This is a genomic window from Achromobacter aloeverae (assembly GCF_004121055.1).
Taxonomy (GTDB): domain Bacteria; phylum Pseudomonadota; class Gammaproteobacteria; order Burkholderiales; family Burkholderiaceae_B; genus Bordetella_C; species Bordetella_C aloeverae.
In genome coordinates, this window is record NZ_PYAL01000007.1 from 148447 (window position 1) to 168835 (window position 20389).

Here is a 20389-nt window from a genome sequence, read left to right on the forward strand (position 1 = left end):
GACGTCAGGGATGGAACCATTCTACGAACCCGGCCTGGAATGGCGTCCTAATCTGGCGCCCAAATCCCGCCCTGCGCGGTGGCCAAAGGCGCCGAATCGTACTTTCGTTAGAACCGGTTTGTTCGCCCGGCCGCTCCCGTCCCGCCGCCGCCGGTCAATACATTCCGCCAATGGCGCGCAGCGTAGAAATCCTTGCTCACCAGCCCCCCCCAGCGAAGCAAATAAGACGCCTTTTTTCCACAGCGCCCCGCGTAGCATGACCACATCGAGATCAAGGAATTCTGCTCATGCTGATCAGCACCGTTGCGCCGGCCTCCCAAGCCGGCCGTTCCATCCTGGGCGATGTGGGCGCCGCGATCGCGCGCGCCATCGACGCGACGCCGGCGGAACATCTTCCTCGCGCCGTGTGCGACATCTTGCGCGACCACCTGCCCGCGACGGGCCTGCTGAGCGCGCAACAACGCCAAGGCCAGGAAAACCGCTATACCCGTCACGTCCTGTATGCGCATCCGCAGGGCCTGTTCACCATCGTGGCGCTGGTATGGCGGCCCGGACAGCTTACGCCGATCCACGGGCATTACACCTGGTGCGCCTATTTCATCCTGGAGGGCGAGATGCAGGAGGAACATTTCGCCTGGGACCCGGCCGCGCAGTGCGCGAGGCCTTGCGGTAGCGTCGAGCGGCCGCAAGGCGATGCCGCCGCCAGCCACGCGGGCATGGACCAGATCCACCGCTTGCGCAACGACAGCGCCGACACCGCGATATCCATCCATGTCTACGGCGTGGACGGCCCGCGCGTGTCCACGCACGTCAACCGCATCGCCGAACTGGCGCCGGCCTGAGGCGCCTCGCGGACCTCCGCGGCTGTGCCGGCCAGGCTCAGCCGCAATAGTCCACAGGCAAGGCCGTCGTGTACTTGATCTGCTCCATCGCGAACGAGGAACTGACATCGTGCAGGTCCGCGATGCGGATCAGCTTCTTGTACACCGTATCGTAGGTGGCGATATCGGGCACGACCACGCGGATCAGGTAATCGACATCGCCGCTCATTCGGTAGAACTCGATGACCTCCGGAATGTCCTTGACGTGGTTGGCGAACTTGTTGAGCCAGGCTTGCGAGTGCTGGTTGGTGCGCACCGAGATGAATACGGTCACGCCGACGTTCAGCATGGCGGAATCGCACAGCACTACCTGCTTCTTGATGACGCCCAGTTCCTTCAGTTTCTGCACGCGGCGCCAACAGGGCGTGGTCGACAGGTTGACCATGTCCGCGATGGCCTGGATGGGCGTTTCCGCGTTCTCCTGCAGGATCGAGATGATCTTCCGGTCTATGGCATCCATGATATTCCTGGGCTGGTTATCACCATCGGCACGCGCGCAACAGTCGGGTATTGTCCACGCACGAATTCAACCTGACAACAGGAAAGGCGCTGAAAATAGCATTTCTTGATAAATTTCTTAATATACGGCTAAGCGAAAACCCTGAAATAACTGATAAATAGAAAAAATTTTCACGTCCGATTTGTCTTGTCCGCGCCGGGCGCGACTATATTTCCACCGAAGCGACGCATAATGCTTCCTGCAAATGCGCTCGCATTCGTACGCACGCGTCTTGCGCGTCTTGCATTCGTAACGCACGGCAGGTCGCGCGCGCCATCATGGCACCGGCGCGCGACCCGGACCTTACTACTCCAAGGGGAAAGAATTCATGCAGCATCGCGCACACACCGGCCTCGCGGCCTGCCTGTTGGGCGTCGTCATGGGCACCGCGACCGTCGGCGCCCAGGCGCAGGAAGCAGCCGCTACCGCGGCCGGCTATCCCACCAAGCCCGTCACGCTGATCGTCTCGTTCCCGCCGGGCGGCAGTTCCGATTTCTTCACCCGGCTGGTGGCCAACGGCCTGGGCAGGATGTGGAACCAGCCGGTGGTGGTCGAGAACCGCCCGGGGGCGGGCGGCAATATCGGCGCGCAGCTGGCGTCGCGTGCGGCGCCGGACGGCTACACGCTCTACATGAGTTCTATCAACACGCACGGCATCAATCCCGGCCTGTACAAGGACAAGCTGGGCTACGACCCGGTGAAGGATTTCGCGCCCATCTCGCGCATCGCGACCGTGGCCAATGTGCTGGTCGTCAACCCCGCCGTGCCCGCGAAATCGGTCGGCGAACTGCTCGCGTATTTCAAGGCCCATCCGGACAAGGCCTTCTATGCCAGCCCCGGCTCCGGCACGTCGCCCCACCTGTCGTCGGAACTGTTCAAGCGACTGACGAATACGCCGATCACCCACGTCGCCTACAAGGGCAGCAACGCGGCCCTGACCGACGTCATGTCCGGCATGGTGCCCATGGCCATCGACAACCTGCCCGCCGCCATCGCGCTGATCAAGGCCGGCAAGCTGCGCGCCCTCGCGGTGACCTCGCCCCAACGGTCGCCCGAATTGCCCGACGTGCCCACCATGATCGAAAGCGGCGTCAAGGGCTATGACGTCACCTCCTGGTGGGGGCTGTTCACCCGCGCGGGCACGCCGGCGCCCATCGTCGCCAAGATCAACCACGACGTCGTGGCCTTGCTGCAGGACCCCAAGACCAAGGAAACCATCGCCTCGCAGGGCGCCGTTTCCGCACCCTCCACGCAGGAGGAACTGGCGCAATTGGTGAACTCGGAAATCAGCCGCTGGGGCAAGGTTATCGCGGACGCGCATATCACCCTGGAGTGATGCGGCCAGCCGGACTGGCGCGCACTCCGGCCCTCGGCGCGGGCGCCGCGCCGAGGGCCGTCGCCCGGACGGCCGCCGCGCGCCCCTGGGAAACTGCCCAAAAGAGCGGAATAGCCGGCAAATACCGGCTCTTTACCGGGTATTCCCGGGCCCGGTGGTGTCATACAGTCGGAAGACCGATAACAATGGGCGGACGAGCGCGCGTGGGCGCAGGGCCGCCTGCAGTCTAGAGACGCCGTCATGCGCAATAACTTGCCCGTTACGCAGCGGGAGTTCCTGTTTTCCGACAAGCTGCACCTGGTCTCCGCCACCGATCTGTCCGGAAATATCCGCTACTGCAATCCCGCCTTCGTCGCCGTCTCCGGCTACACCAAGGAAGAATTGATAGGCCAGCCGCACAACGTCATCCGTCATCCGGACATGCCGCGTGCCGCCTTCGCCGATATGTGGGCCACCATCCAGGCGGGACGGCCCTGGACCGCGCTCGTGAAGAACCGCCGCAAGGACGGCGACCATTACTGGGTGCGGGCCAACGTCACGCCGGTGGTCGAGCATGGCGTCGAAGTGGGCTACCTGAGCGTGCGGGTCCGCCCGTCGCGCGAGGAAGTCGAAGAGGCTGAAGCCCTGTACCAGTCCATGCGTGAAGAGACCCTGCGCGGCCAGCGCCTGCGCGAAGGCGTCCTGGTGCGCACGGGGCTGGGCGGCTGGCTGGCCAGCTTGCGCCGCCAGCCGGTGGGACGCCGCGTCGGCATGGGCTATATCCTGACGCTGCTGCTCACGCTGGCCGGCGGCTGGGCAGCCTATGGCGGCCTGCCGCCACAGCCCTTCTGGCTGGGCTGGGGGGCGGGCCTGCTGGGCAGCTTGCTGAGCACGTACCTGCTGTCGCGCCAACTGTCCGCGCCGGTGGACGCGATGTCGGTCTTCGCGTCCCAGATGGCGGCGGGCGACCTGACCGCGGACATGGAAGTCGAACGCCGCGACGACCTGGGCGACGTGCAACGCGCCCTCAACCAGTTGCAGGCCAATCTCTCGGCCATCGTATTCGACGTGCGCGACCAGATCGGCGGCGTGATGCAGGCCGCGCACGAAATTTCCGCGGGCAATATCGACCTCTCCAAGCGCACGGAGGAACAGGCCACGTCGCTGGAGCAGACCGCCGCCGCCATGGACGACCTGACGCAATCGGTGCAAGGCAATGCCGACGCCACCCAGCGCGTGCTCAGCCTGGTCGATGAAGCCCAGGCCGCGGCCGACGACGGCGGACGCATCGCCGCCCAGGTCGAGCAGACCATGGCCGGCATCACGTCCGCCGCGCAGCGCATTTCCGACATTACCGGCGTGATCGACGGCATCGCCTTCCAGACCAATATCCTGGCCTTGAACGCGGCCGTCGAGGCGGCGCGCGCCGGCGAGGTCGGCAAATCCTTCGCGGTCGTGGCGGCCGAGGTGCGCAACCTGGCGCAGCGTTGCGCCGCGTCCGCGCGCGAGATCAAGACCGTGGTCGACAGCAGCGTGCAGCAGATCGCCGCGGGGACCGAGCTGGTCGGACGCACCACCAACCAGATGCGCGCCATCGACCAGGCCGTGCACCGCGTGGCGGACGTCATCCACGAGGTCGCCGACGCCAGCGGCAACCAGGCCAGGGGCATACGGCAGGTCAACGATGCCGTGGCCCACCTGGACAGCGCCACCCAGCAGAACGCGGCCCTGGTCGAACAGGCCGCGGCCACCGCGCAACGGCTGGTCGAACGCGCCGACGTGCTGGCCGACGCCATGCGCCTGTTCACCGTGGGACAGGCGACGGTGCATGCCGAACCCTTGCTGGAACGGGACGCGCGGCGCCTGTCCGTGGCGAGCCTGCCGGCTTGAAGGCAGCCGGTTGCCGAGGGCCGGGGCTTCCCGGCCGCGCCCCTCTTATGGCCGGTTGCGGAACACGGAGACGGCGTGGCCTGCCTGGGATTGCAATCTTCCGATATGCAGTAGTATGTTCGGAAAAAACATTGCCACCAGGAGGGTCGAAATGCAGACAGCAACCGGACGGCTTGTGCGACAAGGGGTCTTGCTGACCCTGCTCTGTCTACCCGCCTGGGGATACGCCCAGGGCTACGGCGCCTTCAACAACGACACGATCTATGGGACGCTGAAGAAGGACCAGCGGGATTCCTTCGACAAGGCCGTGGCGCAAGTCCTGAACGATGCGCGGAACGACCAGGTCCTCGATTGGAACAGCGCGACGGCCGGCGGCAAGAACCCCGTCTCCGGGAAGATTTCCACCAATGGGTCGCGTCAGCAGAACGGCATGCCCTGCCGCAACCTGCATGCGGGATTGAGCCGCGGATCGGCGCACGAGAACTGGAGTTTCTGGTTCTGCCAACGGTCCGACGGCCAGTGGAAAGCGATATCCCAGACGCGGCAGTAACGGCGCGGGGGCGTGGGCGCCGGTCACATCAGCCACGTCAGCGGCGTCAGCGGCGTCAGCGGCGTCAGGCCGGCAGCTTGCGCGTGTGGATGGCCGCGGTGATGTAGGGCACGGCGATTTCGTCGCGACCTGACAAGGTCGGCTCATTGTCGACCAGGTGCCGCAGCTCGCGGTCCAGGGCCGCGCGGCGCTCCTGCGGCAAGGCCGCGACGAAGCTGATCGAATGCACGCGGTGGAAGATGACGTCTTCCGGCTTGCCGACGTGCAGATGCTCGTAGCGACGCTCCACCAGCGGCCCGAACCCCGGGCACGGGAACACGTTGCGCCAGGCCCCGGTATGGACCCGCGGGGCATCGCCCTCGTAGCGGTTGATCAAGGCGGACAGTCGCGCCACCCACGGCAGGCGCGTATCGGACAGGTTCCAGATCATGGCCAGGCGGCCGCCCGGCTTGAGCACGCGATGAATTTCCGACAAGGCGGCGGGGCCGGCAAACCAGTGGAAGGACTGGGCGCACACCACGGCGTCGACCTCGCCATCGGCCAGTGGAATGGCCTGCGCCGCGCCGGTCAGCGCCTCCACGCGGGGAAAGGTGGTGGACAGCCTGTCCAGCAATTGCGTGACCGGTTCGATGGCTACCACGTCGGCGCCCGTGGCCAGCAGGCGCGGCGTCATCTTGCCGGTGCCCGCCCCCAGGTCCACGACCCGCGCGCCCCGACCCAGCCCGATGTCATCGCGCAGCCAGTCGGTCAACGCGTGCGGGTATTCCGGCCGGCCGCGCACATAGGCTTCGGCGACGGTGGAGTAGCCGTTGACGGCGTGATGGACGGTACCGGAAGGATTTTCCACGGGCAGGCGCTCCTTCCGCCGCGGGCCGGCACGGTATTCGGGGCGCAGGGAAGCCGTTAGCATGGGATGGATGGCGTGATGTCACAAGCTTTTCACGAGCCTCAACTTTATCGCCATGATGTTTTCGGCCGGCTGAACATACGCCTACAGCCAGCTTAAATCCGTCTCCGGCCATGCGCGCAGGCGCTGCGGGCCGGCATGCGGCGTGCGATGATGCGCCTATCCCGCTATACCCACCGCGACCCACCGCGACCCGCGATACCCGCGATACCCGCGAGACCGGCCTCCGGTCCCCACGAAAGGAGACGTCCGCCCATGTCCGAAGCCGCCCCCGCGCTGCCCGCCGAGCCCACCCGCGAGGCCGTCGACGCGCTGCGCGCCCCCACCCTGCTGGAATTCGGCGCCGGCTGGTGCCCGCACTGCCAGGCCGCGCAGCCCCTGATTGCCCGCGCGCTGTCGGCTTATCCCCACGTCGGCCACATCAAGGTAGAGGACGGCAAGGGCCGGCCCCTGGGCCGCTCGTTCACCGTCAAGCTGTGGCCCACGCTGATTTTCCTGCGGGAAGGCAAGGAGGTCGCCCGCCTGGTGCGCCCCCAGGGCGAGGACGCGATCCGCGAGGCGCTGGCCATGCTGTGAGCCCGCGCCGCGGTGCGTCCCGCCTGCCGTTCAGGTACCCACGCGCAGCGGGCCGCTGAGCTTGCGCAGCACCGCCAGCACGCTCTGCGCCGTAATCCGGCCCGTCTTGGGATTCTCCGACGGGATGTTCTGGATTTCCATCGAGAACGACGCTGAATCGGCGTCCACCACCACGCGGTGCGTATTACGTTCCAGTTGGGGATCGGCCCAGATCTCCAGGGTCGTGCGGTCCGGACCGATACCGGCCAGCGACACGCTGACGGCCACGTTCAGGTTGGCCGGAAAGCCGACCGCCGCGTCACGCGGGGTGCCCCGGAACACCAGCGTCGGCTCGGTAATGCCGGACAGGTCGATGTTGTTCGCTTCCAGGTAGGGCGCGCCCAGCAGCCCGCGCACCGGCTTGCGCGTGATCATGGTGACCGAGTGAATGACGCCCTCGGCCGCCGCGGTCAAGGCATCCAGGCCCAGGATGGCGCCCGACGGCACCAGGATCTGGCCACCGTTGGCGCGCGCCAGCTCGATCAGGTCCGGGTGCGAGAGCAAGGCGCCCGAACTGAGCACCACCAGTTTCTTGCCGGTGCCGAGGATGGGCCTTGCGATCTGCCCGAACACGGCGGCCGGCGCGCATTCGATCACCACGTCGCACAACGGCTCCAGGCCATCGATGGTGGTGAACAGCGGCGCCTGGCCCTGCCAGGTCGCCGCCGCGTGACGCAAGGGATCGCGCACGGCGATGGCCGCCAGCGCCAATCCGGGCACGACGCCCGCATCCAATGATCTCGCCACCGACTGTCCGATGGCGCCAAAGCCTGCAATACCGACTCGAATCCGATTCATGTACGTCCTTGTAGAAAAAACCGCCGGCGCTGCTCGCCGCCGCGCCGCGACACCATCCTAGACGGGCGCCGACGCGGGCGGCAAACGATTATTTTTGCGCGCCAGCCACATCGATACTCATGAGTCCTTCGGGAGGGGCGGCCGGACCGGCGGCGCAGGACGGGGGTGAGGCCGGCGCCGGCGAATTCTCGCGCGGCTGGGCGGCCGCCTGCTCCAACACCCAGGCGCGGAAAGTCTGGATGGCCGGCCGTTCCAGCGCCGTCCCCTGGATCAGCAGGTAGTACTCCCCCGCGCTCTTGACCGGCCGCGCCGGCCGGAACGGCACGACGAGATCGCCGCGCCCGGGATAGCCATCCAGCAGCACATCGGGAATCAGGGCCACGCCCTTGTGCTCCTGCGCCGCACGCAAGGCGATGTAGAAATGCCCGACCTCCAGGTTGGCGCGCCGGCGCGGCGGCGCCGCCCCCTGCGCCCGCAGCCAGTCCCGCCAGGCATTGGGCCGACTCGCGGTGTGGATAAGCTCGAAGGACACCAGGTCGGCCAGGTTGTCGATGGGACCGCCCTGCTCGTACAGCCGGCGCGACATCACCGGCACCAGCACATCGTCGAACAGGTAGTCCGCGCAAACGCCTTCCCAGCGCTGCACCAGCGTCAGGTCTATGCCGGGCAGGTCGCGGGCGTAATGGCGGCCGGCCAGGGGACCGACGCGGATGGCGACGTCGATGCCGTCGGCCTGCATGTCCAGCGGACGGATATCCGACACCACGCGCACCTCGATGTGCCGGTGCGCGTCGGTAAACGACGCCAGCCGGGGCATCAGCCACAGCTGGCCTATCGTGGGTATGGTGCTGATGATCAGCAGTTCATTGCGATCGCGGCTGCGCATGCGGCGGGTGGCGTTTTCCAGGTCCGCCAGCACCCGCCGGCACGCTTCGAAATAGACCGCGCCATCGGCGGTGAGCTCGACCTTGCGCGGGTGGCGCAGGAACAGCTTCTTGCCCAGGTAGGCTTCCAGTTTGCGCACCTGCAGGCTGACCGCGCCCTGGGTCACCGCCAGTTCGTCGGCGGCCAGCGTGAACGAACCATGGCGCGCCGCGGCCTCGAAGGAACGTACCGACGACAAAGGCGGCAGATTGCGCGTCACGGCCATGGCCGCATGGACTCCCCGGGGTTATTTCAATTCGGTTATTGCCATTCGGCTATTGCATTTCGATGTGGGCGTCGCGGATCACATCCGCCCATGTCTTGCTCTCGGCCTGTACGTAGTCCGTGAAGGCGGCCTGGGGCATGGGCAAGGGATCGATGCCGCGCGCCCGGAAGTCCTTCTGTAGCGCGGGATCGGCCTGCGCCGCCGCCAGGGCCTTGGCCAATTTGGCGACCACGGGCGCGGGCGTGCCCTTGGCCACGAACAGGCCGAACCAGGTGCTGGCATTGTAGTCGACCCCCAATTCCTTCAAGGTCGGCACATCGGGCAGCGTGGACGACCGGACATCGGTGGTGATGGCCAGCGGCCGCACGCGCTCGGCCTTGACGTTGCCAAGCGTGGTGGGCAGCGGGTCCACCAGCAGCGCGATCTGCCCGCCGATCAGGTCGACGGTCGCTGGCGCGCCGCCCTTGTAGGGAATATGGCGGAAATGCGTGCCGGCGCGGATATTGAGCATTTCCGCCTGCATATGGTGGCTGGTGCCGAAGCCGGCCGAGCCGTAGTCCAGCGAACCCGGCTTGGCCTTGTCCGCCGCGACCAGGCTGGCGAAGGTCTTGTAGGGGGAGTTGGCGGACACGATGATGACGCTGGGCACCGAAGCGATGCCGCCCACGGCGATCAGGTCCTTGGCCGCATAGCCGGCGTTGCGGTACAGGTTGGGCGCGACGGCGATGGTGCTGGCCGCGCCCAGCAGGATGGTGTAGCCGTCGGCCGGGCTGTTGATGGCGCTGACGGTGCCTATGGTGCCGCCGGCGCCGGGCTTGTTCTCGATGACGATGTTGGCCTTCAGCGTGTCGCCCAGGGTCTTGAACATTTCACGGGCCACGATGTCGTTGATGCCACCCGCGGGGAAAGGCACCACCGCGCGGATCGGCCGCGAGGGATAGTCGTCGCCCGTTTGCGCTGCCGCCAGGCCCGGCGCGAGCACCACGCATGCGGAGAGAAGGAGCCCCAGTTTGTATCGTTGCACGTCACGCATCTGCAGAACTCCGAATAGGAAGAGGCTCGCCGGCGGCGGCGCCAGGGATGGAGTGAAACGGATGGGACGAAGTCTAGGAGCGGCGCAAGGCCGCGGGCAAGCGATTAAATGCGCGAACTGGTGCGAGTAAAACTCATGCACAGACCTGGTTCAGGCGCACCAGGACGGGGCAGCCGGGATGATTTGCGGCATTGCCACATGGCCACCGGCGCCGCGCCGCAACCCTCGGGGAGCGGCCTCGCCCCCGCCCCGGCTCCCGCCCTCAGTCATCCCGGTCCTCGCCGTTCACATAGCTGGCATTGCCCAGGCCGGTGCCTATCGTCAGCACCGCCCACCGGGAGACGTCGCGCATCCAGGGCAGCTCCGACAATCCCTGGACCACGGCGTCGTTGTGCAGGCGCACATGCGGCGGAATGCCGTTGATGGACGGCAGGACCTCCATCAACTTCTGGGGCAGGTTGAAGTTCTCGTGCTCCCAGTCGCCCGGCAGGTTCTGCGCGCCGCTGGTGATCAGGCCCTCGCCATGGATGTGGCCAGGGCAGGCGACGCCCACCAGCGGCGCCAGGTTCAGGCCCTTCCTGTCCGCCTTGTCGATCAGCCGGGTCAGCATATCGGCGATGCCTTGCACCAGGTGTTCCCGGTGCGTCGTCTCCTTGTCCTCCGCGTGCCCCCATTTGCGCAGGCTGCCGACACGGGCGGCATCCGGGTCGCGCGGCTTGCGACCGCTCTCGCCAGGCACGCGGACGATGCCGCAACGCACGTTGGTGCCGCCGATGTCCACCGCCAGCATGCCATCGTAATGACGCCACAACGCGGGCGGCACTGCATGCACCCAGCCGATCAGCCCGCCCTCGTCGGAATGATGATGCATGGCGCGCAAGCGGATCTCCACCTTGGCGTCGCGCAACAACTGGTCCGCCCGGCGGATGGTGTAGCGGCCCGCCAGGCTTTGCTTGAAGCCGCCGCCGATGGCCACCCGCTGCACGCCCTGCCAGGAGGCATGGCGCGCGAAGCGCCGGACGACGCGCGCGAGCTGCGCCGCGTGGTCCTCCATCGCCGACAGGATGACGGCCGCCGCATCGCCTTCTTCGCGCAGCCAGGTATCGATGGTGCGTTTGCCGAAGTCCTCGGTTGGCGCTTCGCCCAGCACGTCTTCCGCGAGCAGGCGGCGGTACAGCTTGCGCCAGCGGTCCAGGCCTTCGCGAAAGGCGGTGCGGCTGGCGCGGTCGCCGACGAACCCCTTGCCTTCGCGCAATTCCAGGCTGTAGCTGGCTATCGTCACGGCAGGCAGCCGGGGGCTGCCATGCGGCAACCTGAGGGGATTTTTCTGCATGGAAGACGCTCCTGGGCGGCCGGAGCGGCAAAGGCCGCCCACGTCGGCAGCGGATGAGCACGCCGCGTGCCCGGTGTCGATGCGGCCTGGTGTCGCCGGCTGGCGGCCGAGCCTGGCGGCGACCCCGCTAACCGTCGGATGGCTCCTGGCGGGGGAGCGATGGCGCGCCGGAGGGCTCCGCGTGCCGCTCGCCCGGTCCGCCCTGGCCATCATGCATGCCGTGATCGCGCACGATCCGCACGGCGCGGTGGCGCGGCGCGGGCGCGTCGGCCAGCAGCGGCCGCCAGGCCGCGGCTGCGCCATGGCTGGCCCACGAGACCAGCACGGCCAGCTTGCCCGGCGTATAGATGCTGGCGAACACGCTGTAGTCCAGCAGGTCGGCGCTGCCCAGCGGCAGGCCAAGCCGCAACGGAAGCTGCTCGCGCCACGACGCGTCGGCGGCCTGCTCGCCGCCGTCAAGCTCGGTCAGGGTGGCCCATCGGCCTATGCGGGTGGCGGGGTCGGCGCGCACCAGCCGGCCGGCGCGGTCCTGGAAGGGAATTGCCGCGCGCGACGGCGGATGGCTGTCGTAGCAGACGTCGCCGACGCGGACGTGATAGTTGGCGAAGATGGCGGCCCGGCCGTGCGCCTGTGCCGCATGGTGCTCCACCGTGGCCTGCCAGCGCGTGACGGCCTTTTCGTCGCGCCAGAGGGAATGGGACAGCAGCCACCCAGGGCGCCGGGTGTCCTCGAAACGCTCGTTGTCGATCAGGCCATCGACGCGCCGGTCGACCCGCGGCTTGAGGGTGCTGGCCAGGCGCAGGTAATCCGCGTAGCGTTCCTGCTTGGGCTGGACTTCGAAGAGCACCGAGTACATGACTGTCTCCAACGCCGGGGTGACTGGAAACCAGGGTGACTAGAAAGCCAATTGCAATGAAAAGAAAGGAATGGAAAGTTAGCCCGAATTCCGACTATAGCGGCAACTTCGGCGCTTGTGGTTTCTTTTTACTTTTTACGCACACGCGTCGCCATCGGCCAGCGGCGATAATCGACGCGCCGCCTGCCAGCTTGGCGGCGGACGGTTAGCGTTCGGGTCGGCGCGCGCGGCATGGACCGGCCGCCCGGACAAGACAGACAGGAACAGGCGCGGATGAAAACGATCATCTGGATGATCTTCGGACTGCTGGCCATTATCTGGACCGGCATCGTGGCGATGGCCCTGAAGCTGGTGCGCTGGCTGCTGGGCAGCATAGGCGACGTGCAGGTGCCTGTTCCTACAGCGCCGCCGACGGCCGCGCCGCCGCCCGACTGGATGCCGCCCTGGGTCGACGCCAACTGGGTGCATGCCTTGCAGGCGAGCATCGCCGACGCGCTGAACCACATCAACCATGCCCTGCCCATCCTGAACGGCCTGTCCGGCTGGCTGACGGTGCTGGGCTGGTTCACCTGGGGGGTGATCATGGCCTTGCTGCTGGTGCTGGCGCTGCTGCTGCACTGGCTGGCAGGCCGCGACTGGAGCGGCCGGAAACCGCCGTCGAGCGGGACGCCGCCCGGTGGAGCGCCACCCGGCTCGCCTCCGCCGCCCGAGGGTGGCGGCCAGCCACCTCGCCTGCCGTCCGCCTAGGAGCCCCCGCGCCCGCAGCGGGTTTTACTCCTGCGCCCGGGGCGGCCTGCCCTCGCCCACGTAGGGGATGGCCTTGTCGATGGTGTCCCAGATGAAGCGCCCGGACGGGCTCTCCTGTTCCTCGGCGACGTGCGCGACCAGCCCGGCCGCGCGCGAGATCACCGCGAAGCCGCGCATCAGCGCGGTGGGTATGCCCAGCTCCCCCAGCAAGGCCGCCACCGCGCCCGTGGCATTGATGGTGATGTGGCGCCCCGCCACCTCGTCGACCGCCGCCGCCAGGCTGCGAAGCGCCCGCAACGACGTGCCCGCCAGCTCCGGTTCCGCCTCGGCCAGCGCCAGCAGCTTGATCGCGCGCGGGTCGTCGGGCTTGTGCAGGTGATGGCCGAAGCCCGGCATGGGGCGCCGCTCCGCGCGCAACGTGCGCGCGATGTCCAATGCCTCGGCGCGCGGATCGGCGGCGCTCCCGATGCGGTCCAGCAGGCGCGAGCAGTTCTCCATGGTGCCGACGAAGGAGCTGCCGACCGCCAGCAAGCCCGACGCCACCGCGCCCTGCAGGTTCTCCGGCGCGCTCATGTAGACCAGGCGGGTGGCGATGGCGCTGGGCGTGAGGCCATGCTCCATCAGCGTGACCAGCACGGCGTCGACGATGCGCAGGTCGACCGGCCGCGCCTTGCGCCCCGTGATCTGCATGAACATCACTTCGGTGAAGGTGGCCTTGCCGATCAGGTCCTCGACCAGGTCGGCGTCGCGGTAGAACATGCCGGTGAGGTGATGGGCGCACAGGCGCGTCACGGGCGTGTCGCCCTTGGCATCGACCCTGGTATCGACCTTGGCGGCGCCATTGCCGCCAGGGACGGCTTGCGCGGGATTCGAGGGGGTGCTCATGCGATCTCCTTCAGGGCGGCGTCACGCACCGCGTTCTTCAGCACCTTGCCCACCGACGACCGCGGCAGGCTCTGGTAGATATGTATGTGCTTGGGCGTATGGACCGGCCCCAGCAACCCGCGTACATGCAGCTTGAGCGCCTCGATGTCGATGGCGACGCCGGCATTCGGCTGGACGGCGGCATGCACGGCCTCGCCCCATTTGTCGTCCGGCACGCCGAACACCGTGCACTCGTAGACATCGGGGTGCGAAATCAGCGCGTTCTCGACGTCGACGGGATAGACGTTGAAGCCACCCGTGATGACGACGTCGCGCAGGCGATCCTTGAGGAACAGATAGCCGCGTTCGTCCACCAGCCCGGTATCGCCGGTGCGCAACCAGCCATCGACGACGGTCTCGGCCGTCTTCTCCGGCAAGCGCCAGTAGCCGGCCATCACCAGGTCGCCGCGCACGGCCACCTCGCCGATCTCGCCGGCGGCGCAGGGGCGGCCATCGGCGTCCAGGATGGCAAGGTCCGACAACCACGTCACGCGGCCGACCGAGCCGAGATTCGCCGCGTCTTCGAAATCGGCCGGACGCATCAACGTCACGATCTGCGGCGCTTCCGTCTGTCCGTAGGTGGTGCCGAGCACGGGGCCGAAAAAGGCGCGGGCCTGCTCGAACTTGCCAACCGGCATGGGCGCGCCGCCGTAGATGAGATGACGCAGCCTGGGGAAGTCCGCCCTCGTCACGCCCTCTTGCGCCATGATCATGTAGATCAGGGTGGGCGGCATGAAGCTGAGCGTGCCGCCGCGCTCGCGAAAAGCCGCGGTGATGGTGGCCGGACTGGACGCGCCGACCAGCAACAGGGCGCCGCCCTGCGCGAGCAGGGGCAGGATATAGGTTCCCGTGCCGTGGGTGATGGGCGCGGCCACCACGTAGCGGTCCTCCGGCCCCAGGCTCCAGCCGTGGACCTGGTTGATGATGCCTGCATTCCAGGCGCGCGCCGGTTGCATGACGCCCTTGGGCAGGCCGGTGGTGCCGCCGGTGAACTTGATGGCCTGGATGGCTTCGCGGTCCATGGGGTAGGCGACCGGGGCGGCGCCCGCGTAGCGGTCCAGCAAGGCGGGCAGGTCGTATGCGGAGGCGCCCGGGGGCGCCGCGTCCGCTTCCGCGTCCAGCCGGATGCGATGCGCCGCGCATGCGCCGTCCACCAAGGGCGCGCCGGCGGCGTCGATGACGACGATGGAAGGTTCCGTCGCCGCCAGGATGCGGCCTATCTCCATGGGCGTGCTGCGGTAGTTCAGCGGCACCCAGGTCTTGCCGGCCGCCAGCGTCGCCAATAGCGCCAGGACGTGTTCGACCGTGTTGCCCGCGCAGATCGCGACGCGCGTTCCCGGCGCCGGATCAAGGCCCTGCATGGCGGCGGCCAGCGCCCGCACGCGAGCGGCCAGGTCGGCGTAGGTGACGACGCCGGCCGGACCATCCAGCGCCGTATTGCCGGGATAGCGCTGCGCGGCGCGGAAAAAGAAATCTATGGGGTACACCTGGAACTCCTCGTATGACAAATGACTGCTCGTGCCGCACCGCCGGTGTGCGAACGAACCGCCCTGCGCGGCCCTATTCCGCCTTCAGGTCGGCCGTCTTCACCACCTTGGCCCACTTCACGGTCTCGGCCGCGACGAAGGCGCCGAAGGCCTTGGGCGAGTTGTCGTCGGCCGGCGGCACGAAGCCGCTCTTCTCATAGGTCGCGCGCAGTTCCGGATCCTTCAATGCCTTGTTCAGGGCCGCGTTCAGGCGCTCGATCACCGCCGGCGGCGTGCGGGCGGGCGCCATCAGGCCGAACCACGATTCCACCGAGAAATCGGGCAAGCCGGATTCCGCCAGCGTCGGCACGTCCGGCGCGAAACCCACCCGCTGCCGCGACGTCACGCCCAATGCGCGCAACTTGCCGGCGCGCACGTGGGGCAGCGAGGAAGGCATGTTGTCGAACATCGAATCGACCTGCCCGCCCAGCAGGTCCGCGACCGCGGGACCGCTGCCGCGATAAGGCACGTGCAGGATGTCCGTGCCGGTCTGCATCTTGAACAACTCGCACGAGAGGTGGATGGACGAGCCGCTGCCCGACGATGCGCAGGTCAGCTTGCCGGGATGCGCCTTGGCGTAGGCGATGTACTCCTTGACGTCATGCACCGGCACCTTGGGGTTGACCACCAGGATGTTGGGCACCGAGGCCATCATGCCTATGGGCGCCAGGTCCTTGTTCACGTCGTAGTTGAGCTTGCTGTAGAGCGTCATGTTGATCGTGTTGGCGATCGAGCCGACGTAGAGGGTGTAGCCGTCCGGCGTGGCGCGCGCCACGGCCTCCGCGCCGATGTTGCTGTTCGCGCCGGTGCGGTTCTCGACCAGGAAGGTCTGGCCGAAGGCCTGCGACAGCGACTTGGCCAGCAGGCGCGCCACGATGTCGGTGGCGCCGCCGGCGGCGTAGCCGACCACGAGGGTCACGGGGTGGTTGGGGTAATCGCCCTGGGCCCGGGCGGTGCCCAGGGCGCCCAGCGTGGTCGCGGCGGCCAGCGCGTAAGCCGTCAGCGCACGCGCGCAGCGTGTGAAGGTCATCATCTGTCTCCGTATATTTGTCTAAATTTTGGACAACGCCATGTCTGTCGGCGTCTATGATGCTTGCCGGAGGAAGGCAATCAAAGGCCGCTTGTCCAAAAAATGAACAACCTGACAAAGACGCTGGCGCGACGGCAAGGCGCGCCCGTGGCGGACGACGCGCCACGCGAGCGCGACGGTGGTCCCCGCACGTTAAGGCGGGGCCTGCATATCCTGGGCGCGCTGCGCCGGGCCGGCAGCGCCGGCCTGCACGTGACTGAAATCGCCGAGCAGACCGGCATGCAGCGGTCCACCGTGTATCGTTTCCTGGACGTCCTGGTCGACGAAGGCTATGCGCTGCGCGACGGGGACAAGCCGCGCTATCGCGTGCTGCAAACGGACGCCGACAGCGGCGACCCGCATGAACAGGCGATACGCCGCTGGCGGCCGGCGATGCGCCGCATCAGCGACGCCATCGGCGATTCGGTATTCCTGATCTGCCGCGCGGGCGACGATTCGCTGTGCCTGCACAGGGAAATTGGCAACTACCCCGTCCAGGTGCTGACGGTCACCGTGGGCCATCGCCAGCCGCTGGGGGTGGGTGCCGCCGGCCTGGCCCTGCTCGCCGCGCTGCCGCCGGCGGAAGCGGCCGACATCATTGCCCGCAATGAAACCGCGTGCCGCACCTATGGCGGCCTGACGGCAACGCATATCCGGCGGCTGGTGGAAAGCACGCGCGACCGCGGCTGGTCCGTCATCGGCAATACCGCGGTGCCGGGCGCGCTGGGCGTAGGCATGGCCTGGTGCGATGCCGAAGGCTATCCGCGACTGGCGATCAGCCTGTCGACCTTGATCGACCGCATGCCCGCCGCCCGCCAACGGACGATCGCCGAGGTCCTGCGCGCGGAACTGACGCGGCGGTAATCGACGCGGCGGTAGCGGACGCGGCGGTAATGGACGCGGTGATGATGGACACCGCGCCTGAGCAGGCCGGCATGGACGCCGGCCTCGCCATCATCAATCCAGCTTGGCGCCGGATTGTTCGACGATGGTCTTGTAGCGACCGATCTCGGACTGCATGAACTGGCTGAACTGGGCCGGCGTGCGGGGCTCGGCGAGTTCCGCGCCCATCGCCGTCAGGGTCTTGCGAACCTCCGGCTCGGCCAGGATCGCATTGATTTCATGGTTCAGCTTGTCGACGATGTCGGCCGGCGTACCGGCGGGCGCCACCACGCCATACCAGGCCGACGCATACATGTCCTTGACGCCGACTTCGTCGAACGTGGGCACGTCGGGCAGTTCCGGCAGGCGATTGCGCGAAGCCACCGCCAGCCCGCGCAGCGCGCCGGCCTTGACCTGCGCCAGCGATCCGGTATCGAGCATCATGTCGACCTGGCCGGCCAGCAGGTCGGAAACCGCCGGGCCGCTGCCCTTGTAGGGGATGTGCACGATATTCACGCCAGCGGCATGATTCAACATCGAGCCGGCCAGGTGCTGCGACGACCCGATGCCGCCCGAACCATAGTTCAGCTTGCCCGGATTGGCCTTGGCGTAGGCCAGCATTTCCTGCGCCGTCTTGAAGGGCGACTTCTTCGGCACTTCCAGGATGTTGGGGATGGAGGCAACGAAGGCCACGGGCGCGAAGTCCTTCCGCGCGTCGAAGCCAAGGTGGCTGTACAGATGCGGGTTCGCGGCATTGGTCGAGCTGGTGGCCATGAGCAGCGTGTAGCCATCGGCCGCCTCGCGCACGAAGGACGCGGTGCCGATATTGCCGCCGGCGCCGGCCTTGTTGTCGACGATGACCGTCTGCTTCAGGCGGGTACCCAATTGCTGCGCAAGGATGCGGCCCAGCGCGTCGGTGGCGCCGCCGGGAGGCCATGGCACCACCAGGCGTATGGGACGCTCGGGATAGCCGGCTGCCATGGCGGCCGGGGCATGCGCGACCAGCAAGGCGGCGGCGGCGCAGGCCGCGGCGCCGGAAGTGCGCAACAGGGAAAGCAAACGCATGGAAAGTCTCCAGTTCAATGAATTATGTTCGGGACATGTTCGCGACCCCAGGTCCCGTTTCGGGTCTTGCGATAGGGCTTGCAACAGGGCTTGCAACGGGCCTTGCAACGGGCCTTGCAATAGGCCTTGCACCAGGCCTTGCAATAAGCCGCGACAGGCCTTGCAACAGGGCGGGCCGGCAAACGGACCGGCCCCAGGCGCGCCCGGGAGCGAGATGCTCAGCGTCCCAGCGCCGCGTCCACCCAGCTGTCGTCATAGGTCCCGGCGGCGATGTCGGCCAGCGTGCGCGTCTCGTCGGCCAGCTTGGCGCGCGCGGCCTGGGCCACGGCGGCGGCCTGGGCCGGCGGCACGAACACCACGCCGTCCTCGTCGCCCACGACGATGTCGCCATGTTGGACCACCACGCCGCCTATCGTTACGGCGCAGCGGGTCTCGCCCGGACCGTTCTTGTACGGTCCACGATGCGTGACGCCGGCCGCGAAGCACGGAAAGGCATCGCGTCGGAAGGCCGCTTGATCGCGGATGGCGCCGTCGATGACGAAGCCGGCGCAGCCGCGCTTGCGGGCCACCTGCATCATGATCTCGCCGACCAGGGCGCGCTCCACCGAGCCGCCGCCATCCACCACCAGCACGTCGCCGGGCCGCAGGTGGCGCAGGGCCTCATGGATATGGAGGTTGTCGCCCTGCCGCACCCGCACCGTGTACGCCGTGCCCAGCAGGGGCGCGTCGCCATGGCGCGCGTCCAGGCCATGGGTGCCGGCAATGCGCTGCATGCAGTCGCTGATGAGTGACGTGGCGAGGCCTTCGAACAAGGCTGGGCTGGGGGCGCCGGCTGCGGACATGCTATCTCCGATTATTGATGGTGATTCTGTGAGGCCGGATCCTAATCAACGCGGATAAAGAAAAAAAGCGATAAATTTGCAAGCTTCTCCATGAATTTTTCGCACCATGTTGACCCTCAAGCAGATCGAAGCCTTCTTCTGGGCCGCCCGCTTGTCCAGCTTCTCGCGCGCCGCCGCCAAGCTGTGCATGACGCAGTCCGCGCTGTCCAAGCGCATCGGCGAACTGGAAGAGGAGTTGAAGACATCGCTGTTCGACCGTTCCGCCTACCGCCCCGCGCTGACCGACGCCGGCCGGGCGGCGCTGGAAACCGCCGAACGCATGCTGGAGCTGCGCGAGCAGATGTACACCCGCACCGGCGCCGACGCGACGCCCGCGGGCCTGGTGTCCTTCGGCGTCACGGAGGTCGTGGCCGGCGCCTGGCTGCCCAGCTGGGTGGCGGACATGCGGCGCGAATATCCGGACGTGACGCTGGAACCCTATGTGGACGTATCGGCGGCGCTGGCCGCCCGCCTGCGCGCGGGCGAAATCGAAATGGCCGTCATGCCGCGGCAATTGTCCGGCCCGGAGTTCACGTCCATGAAGCTGACCGAGGTCGCCTTCTCCATGATGGCCGCGCCCGAAGTCGTTCCTACCGGCGTGCTCACCCGCGAAGCGCTGGCGCGCCTGCCCGTGTTCGCGCAATCGGGCGGATCCGGGTTGACCGAGGTGTTCGACAGCTGGGCCCGGGTCAACGGCCTGAGCATGCAGCGCGTGCTGGCCAGCAACAGCCTGGTGGCGATCAGCGAACTGGTGCTGGCGGGCCTGGGCATCGCGCTGTTGCCCATGGACTACTACCGCGCGCACCTGGACAGCGGCCGCCTGCGCGCGGTGGCCGGTCCCCTGCCCTGGCCGCGCCTGCCCTACTACCTGGTGACGCGCACCGGACCCGGCAGCGGCCCGCTGCGGGCGTTGCAGCAAGTGGCGCTGCGGACGGACCGTACGGACCGGACGGACGCGCGCCGCGACGGCACGCCGGCGGTCAAAGCCCGTTGAACAGGTCGCGCTCGTTCAGCAGCGCATAGGAGATCTCGGGATGGCGTTCCAGGCAGCGCCGCACGGCGGCCGGGATCGAGGAGCGGACCTGGCGGCACAACCCCACCTGCTCGTCCACCTTGATGATGAAGCCGCGCACCGTGCGCACTTCGAAGGGCCCCGGTTCAATGCGCAGGGTGATGCCGAGCAACTGGAACAGCTTCCTTTCCATGTGGCGCAGGTCCGCGAGACTGGCAACGGCCTCGATGCGCTCGAGCAGGCGCTTTTCTTCCTGCTTGTTCAACATCAGCACGCGACGGTCGCCGGCGGGATCCTGCAAGAGAATCTCGCGCCGGCAATCACAGGCGCCCGGAGGGCATTCCTGTCGTAGCGGGATGGTCATCGTATCCACATCGTCTCCATAAGGCGACGATGATAACGGAGAGGAATCCGTCCCCGCTACGCACTTGGCCGCGACACACCTGCCCGCTACGC

21 protein-coding genes are annotated in these 20389 nt (G+C 67.6%); 8 read left to right on the plus strand and 13 right to left on the minus strand.

What is annotated here, in order from left to right; translation table 11 throughout:
* The first annotated feature begins 287 nt into the window (after positions 1–287).
* Positions 288–842, plus strand: coding sequence for a cysteine dioxygenase family protein (locus C7R54_RS22100; RefSeq protein WP_129152602.1), 555 nt, complete (start codon positions 288–290; stop codon positions 840–842).
* Positions 843–879: 37 nt separating this feature from the next.
* On the opposite strand, the gene C7R54_RS22105 is transcribed toward C7R54_RS22100, so the two are convergent.
* A complete protein-coding gene (locus C7R54_RS22105) occupies positions 880–1341 on the minus strand; it encodes an Lrp/AsnC family transcriptional regulator (protein WP_129152604.1) in 462 nt (153 codons plus the stop codon).
* Between the two features lie 418 nt (positions 1342–1759).
* On the opposite strand from C7R54_RS22105, the gene C7R54_RS22110 reads away from it, so the two are divergent.
* The 3 genes from C7R54_RS22110 (at position 1760) to C7R54_RS22120 (ending at position 5135) form a co-directional block, all read left to right on the plus strand.
* Positions 1760–2716 (plus strand): tripartite tricarboxylate transporter substrate binding protein, encoded by a 957-nt coding sequence (locus C7R54_RS22110; RefSeq protein ID WP_129153141.1) that lies wholly within the window; start codon positions 1760–1762, stop codon positions 2714–2716.
* A 240-nt stretch (positions 2717–2956) separates the two neighbouring features.
* Positions 2957–4585: a methyl-accepting chemotaxis protein gene (locus C7R54_RS22115; protein ID WP_129152605.1), complete on the plus strand. Its 1629-nt coding sequence runs from the start codon at positions 2957–2959 to the stop codon at positions 4583–4585.
* 151 nt (positions 4586–4736) lie between these two features.
* Complete coding sequence (locus C7R54_RS22120) at positions 4737–5135, plus strand: hypothetical protein (RefSeq protein WP_129152607.1); 399 nt, start codon at positions 4737–4739, stop codon at positions 5133–5135.
* A gap of 64 nt (positions 5136–5199) precedes the next feature.
* Here the strand turns inward: C7R54_RS22120 and C7R54_RS22125 are convergent, their stop codons facing one another.
* Positions 5200–5982: a class I SAM-dependent methyltransferase gene (locus C7R54_RS22125; protein WP_240039666.1), complete on the minus strand. Its 783-nt coding sequence runs from the start codon at positions 5980–5982 to the stop codon at positions 5200–5202.
* 315 nt (positions 5983–6297) lie between these two features.
* On the opposite strand from C7R54_RS22125, the gene C7R54_RS22130 reads away from it, so the two are divergent.
* Positions 6298–6618, plus strand: coding sequence for a thioredoxin family protein (locus C7R54_RS22130; RefSeq protein ID WP_129152610.1), 321 nt, complete (start codon positions 6298–6300; stop codon positions 6616–6618).
* Positions 6619–6648: 30 nt separating this feature from the next.
* Here C7R54_RS22130 and C7R54_RS22135 read toward each other — a convergent pair whose 3' ends face one another.
* From C7R54_RS22135 to C7R54_RS22155, 5 genes are all read right to left on the minus strand, one after another.
* The gene (locus C7R54_RS22135) at positions 6649–7455 is read right to left on the minus strand and encodes an aspartate dehydrogenase (RefSeq protein ID WP_129152612.1); all 807 of its coding nucleotides are present in this window, start codon (positions 7453–7455) and stop codon (positions 6649–6651) included.
* An 88-nt stretch (positions 7456–7543) separates the two neighbouring features.
* Entirely contained in the window at positions 7544–8605 is a 1062-nt protein-coding gene (locus tag C7R54_RS22140; protein WP_129152614.1) for a LysR substrate-binding domain-containing protein, read from the minus strand.
* 49 nt (positions 8606–8654) lie between these two features.
* Positions 8655–9629, minus strand: a complete 975-nt coding sequence (locus tag C7R54_RS22145; protein WP_192903721.1) for a Bug family tripartite tricarboxylate transporter substrate binding protein — start codon at positions 9627–9629, stop codon at positions 8655–8657.
* Positions 9630–9900: 271 nt separating this feature from the next.
* Entirely contained in the window at positions 9901–10971 is a 1071-nt protein-coding gene (locus C7R54_RS22150; protein ID WP_158021259.1) for an ROK family protein, read from the minus strand.
* Between the two features lie 127 nt (positions 10972–11098).
* Positions 11099–11827 (minus strand): antibiotic biosynthesis monooxygenase family protein, encoded by a 729-nt coding sequence (locus tag C7R54_RS22155; RefSeq protein ID WP_129152620.1) that lies wholly within the window; start codon positions 11825–11827, stop codon positions 11099–11101.
* 273 nt (positions 11828–12100) lie between these two features.
* On the opposite strand from C7R54_RS22155, the gene C7R54_RS22160 reads away from it, so the two are divergent.
* Positions 12101–12574: a hypothetical protein gene (locus tag C7R54_RS22160; RefSeq protein WP_129152622.1), complete on the plus strand. Its 474-nt coding sequence runs from the start codon at positions 12101–12103 to the stop codon at positions 12572–12574.
* Positions 12575–12598: 24 nt separating this feature from the next.
* On the opposite strand, the gene C7R54_RS22165 is transcribed toward C7R54_RS22160, so the two are convergent.
* The 3 genes from C7R54_RS22165 to C7R54_RS22175 all read right to left on the minus strand — a co-directional run bounded on the left by C7R54_RS22165 (position 12599) and on the right by C7R54_RS22175 (position 16057).
* Positions 12599–13333: a citryl-CoA lyase gene (locus C7R54_RS22165; protein WP_240039679.1), complete on the minus strand. Its 735-nt coding sequence runs from the start codon at positions 13331–13333 to the stop codon at positions 12599–12601.
* A gap of 122 nt (positions 13334–13455) precedes the next feature.
* Positions 13456–14985: a class I adenylate-forming enzyme family protein gene (locus tag C7R54_RS22170; RefSeq protein WP_129152626.1), complete on the minus strand. Its 1530-nt coding sequence runs from the start codon at positions 14983–14985 to the stop codon at positions 13456–13458.
* 73 nt (positions 14986–15058) lie between these two features.
* Positions 15059–16057, minus strand: a complete 999-nt coding sequence (locus C7R54_RS22175; RefSeq protein ID WP_377813069.1) for a tripartite tricarboxylate transporter substrate binding protein — start codon at positions 16055–16057, stop codon at positions 15059–15061.
* Positions 16058–16156: 99 nt separating this feature from the next.
* Here C7R54_RS22175 and C7R54_RS22180 point away from each other — a divergent pair, with 99 nt between their 5' ends.
* Entirely contained in the window at positions 16157–16957 is an 801-nt protein-coding gene (locus C7R54_RS22180) for an IclR family transcriptional regulator (RefSeq protein ID WP_129152628.1), read from the plus strand.
* A 93-nt stretch (positions 16958–17050) separates the two neighbouring features.
* On the opposite strand, the gene C7R54_RS22185 is transcribed toward C7R54_RS22180, so the two are convergent.
* Both C7R54_RS22185 and C7R54_RS22190 read right to left on the minus strand, forming a co-directional pair.
* Complete coding sequence (locus C7R54_RS22185; RefSeq protein ID WP_129152630.1) at positions 17051–18040, minus strand: Bug family tripartite tricarboxylate transporter substrate binding protein; 990 nt, start codon at positions 18038–18040, stop codon at positions 17051–17053.
* Positions 18041–18258: 218 nt separating this feature from the next.
* Complete coding sequence (locus tag C7R54_RS22190; protein ID WP_129152632.1) at positions 18259–18882, minus strand: RraA family protein; 624 nt, start codon at positions 18880–18882, stop codon at positions 18259–18261.
* Positions 18883–18988: 106 nt separating this feature from the next.
* Here C7R54_RS22190 and C7R54_RS22195 point away from each other — a divergent pair, with 106 nt between their 5' ends.
* Positions 18989–19915: a LysR family transcriptional regulator gene (locus tag C7R54_RS22195; RefSeq protein ID WP_129152634.1), complete on the plus strand. Its 927-nt coding sequence runs from the start codon at positions 18989–18991 to the stop codon at positions 19913–19915.
* Here the strand turns inward: C7R54_RS22195 and C7R54_RS22200 are convergent.
* Positions 19902–20297 carry a hypothetical protein gene (locus tag C7R54_RS22200; protein ID WP_129153143.1) on the minus strand — a complete coding sequence of 132 codons (396 nt, stop codon included), beginning with the start codon at positions 20295–20297 and terminating at the stop codon, positions 19902–19904. The genes C7R54_RS22195 and C7R54_RS22200 overlap by 14 nt on opposite strands.
* Between the last annotated feature and the right edge of the window lie 92 nt (positions 20298–20389).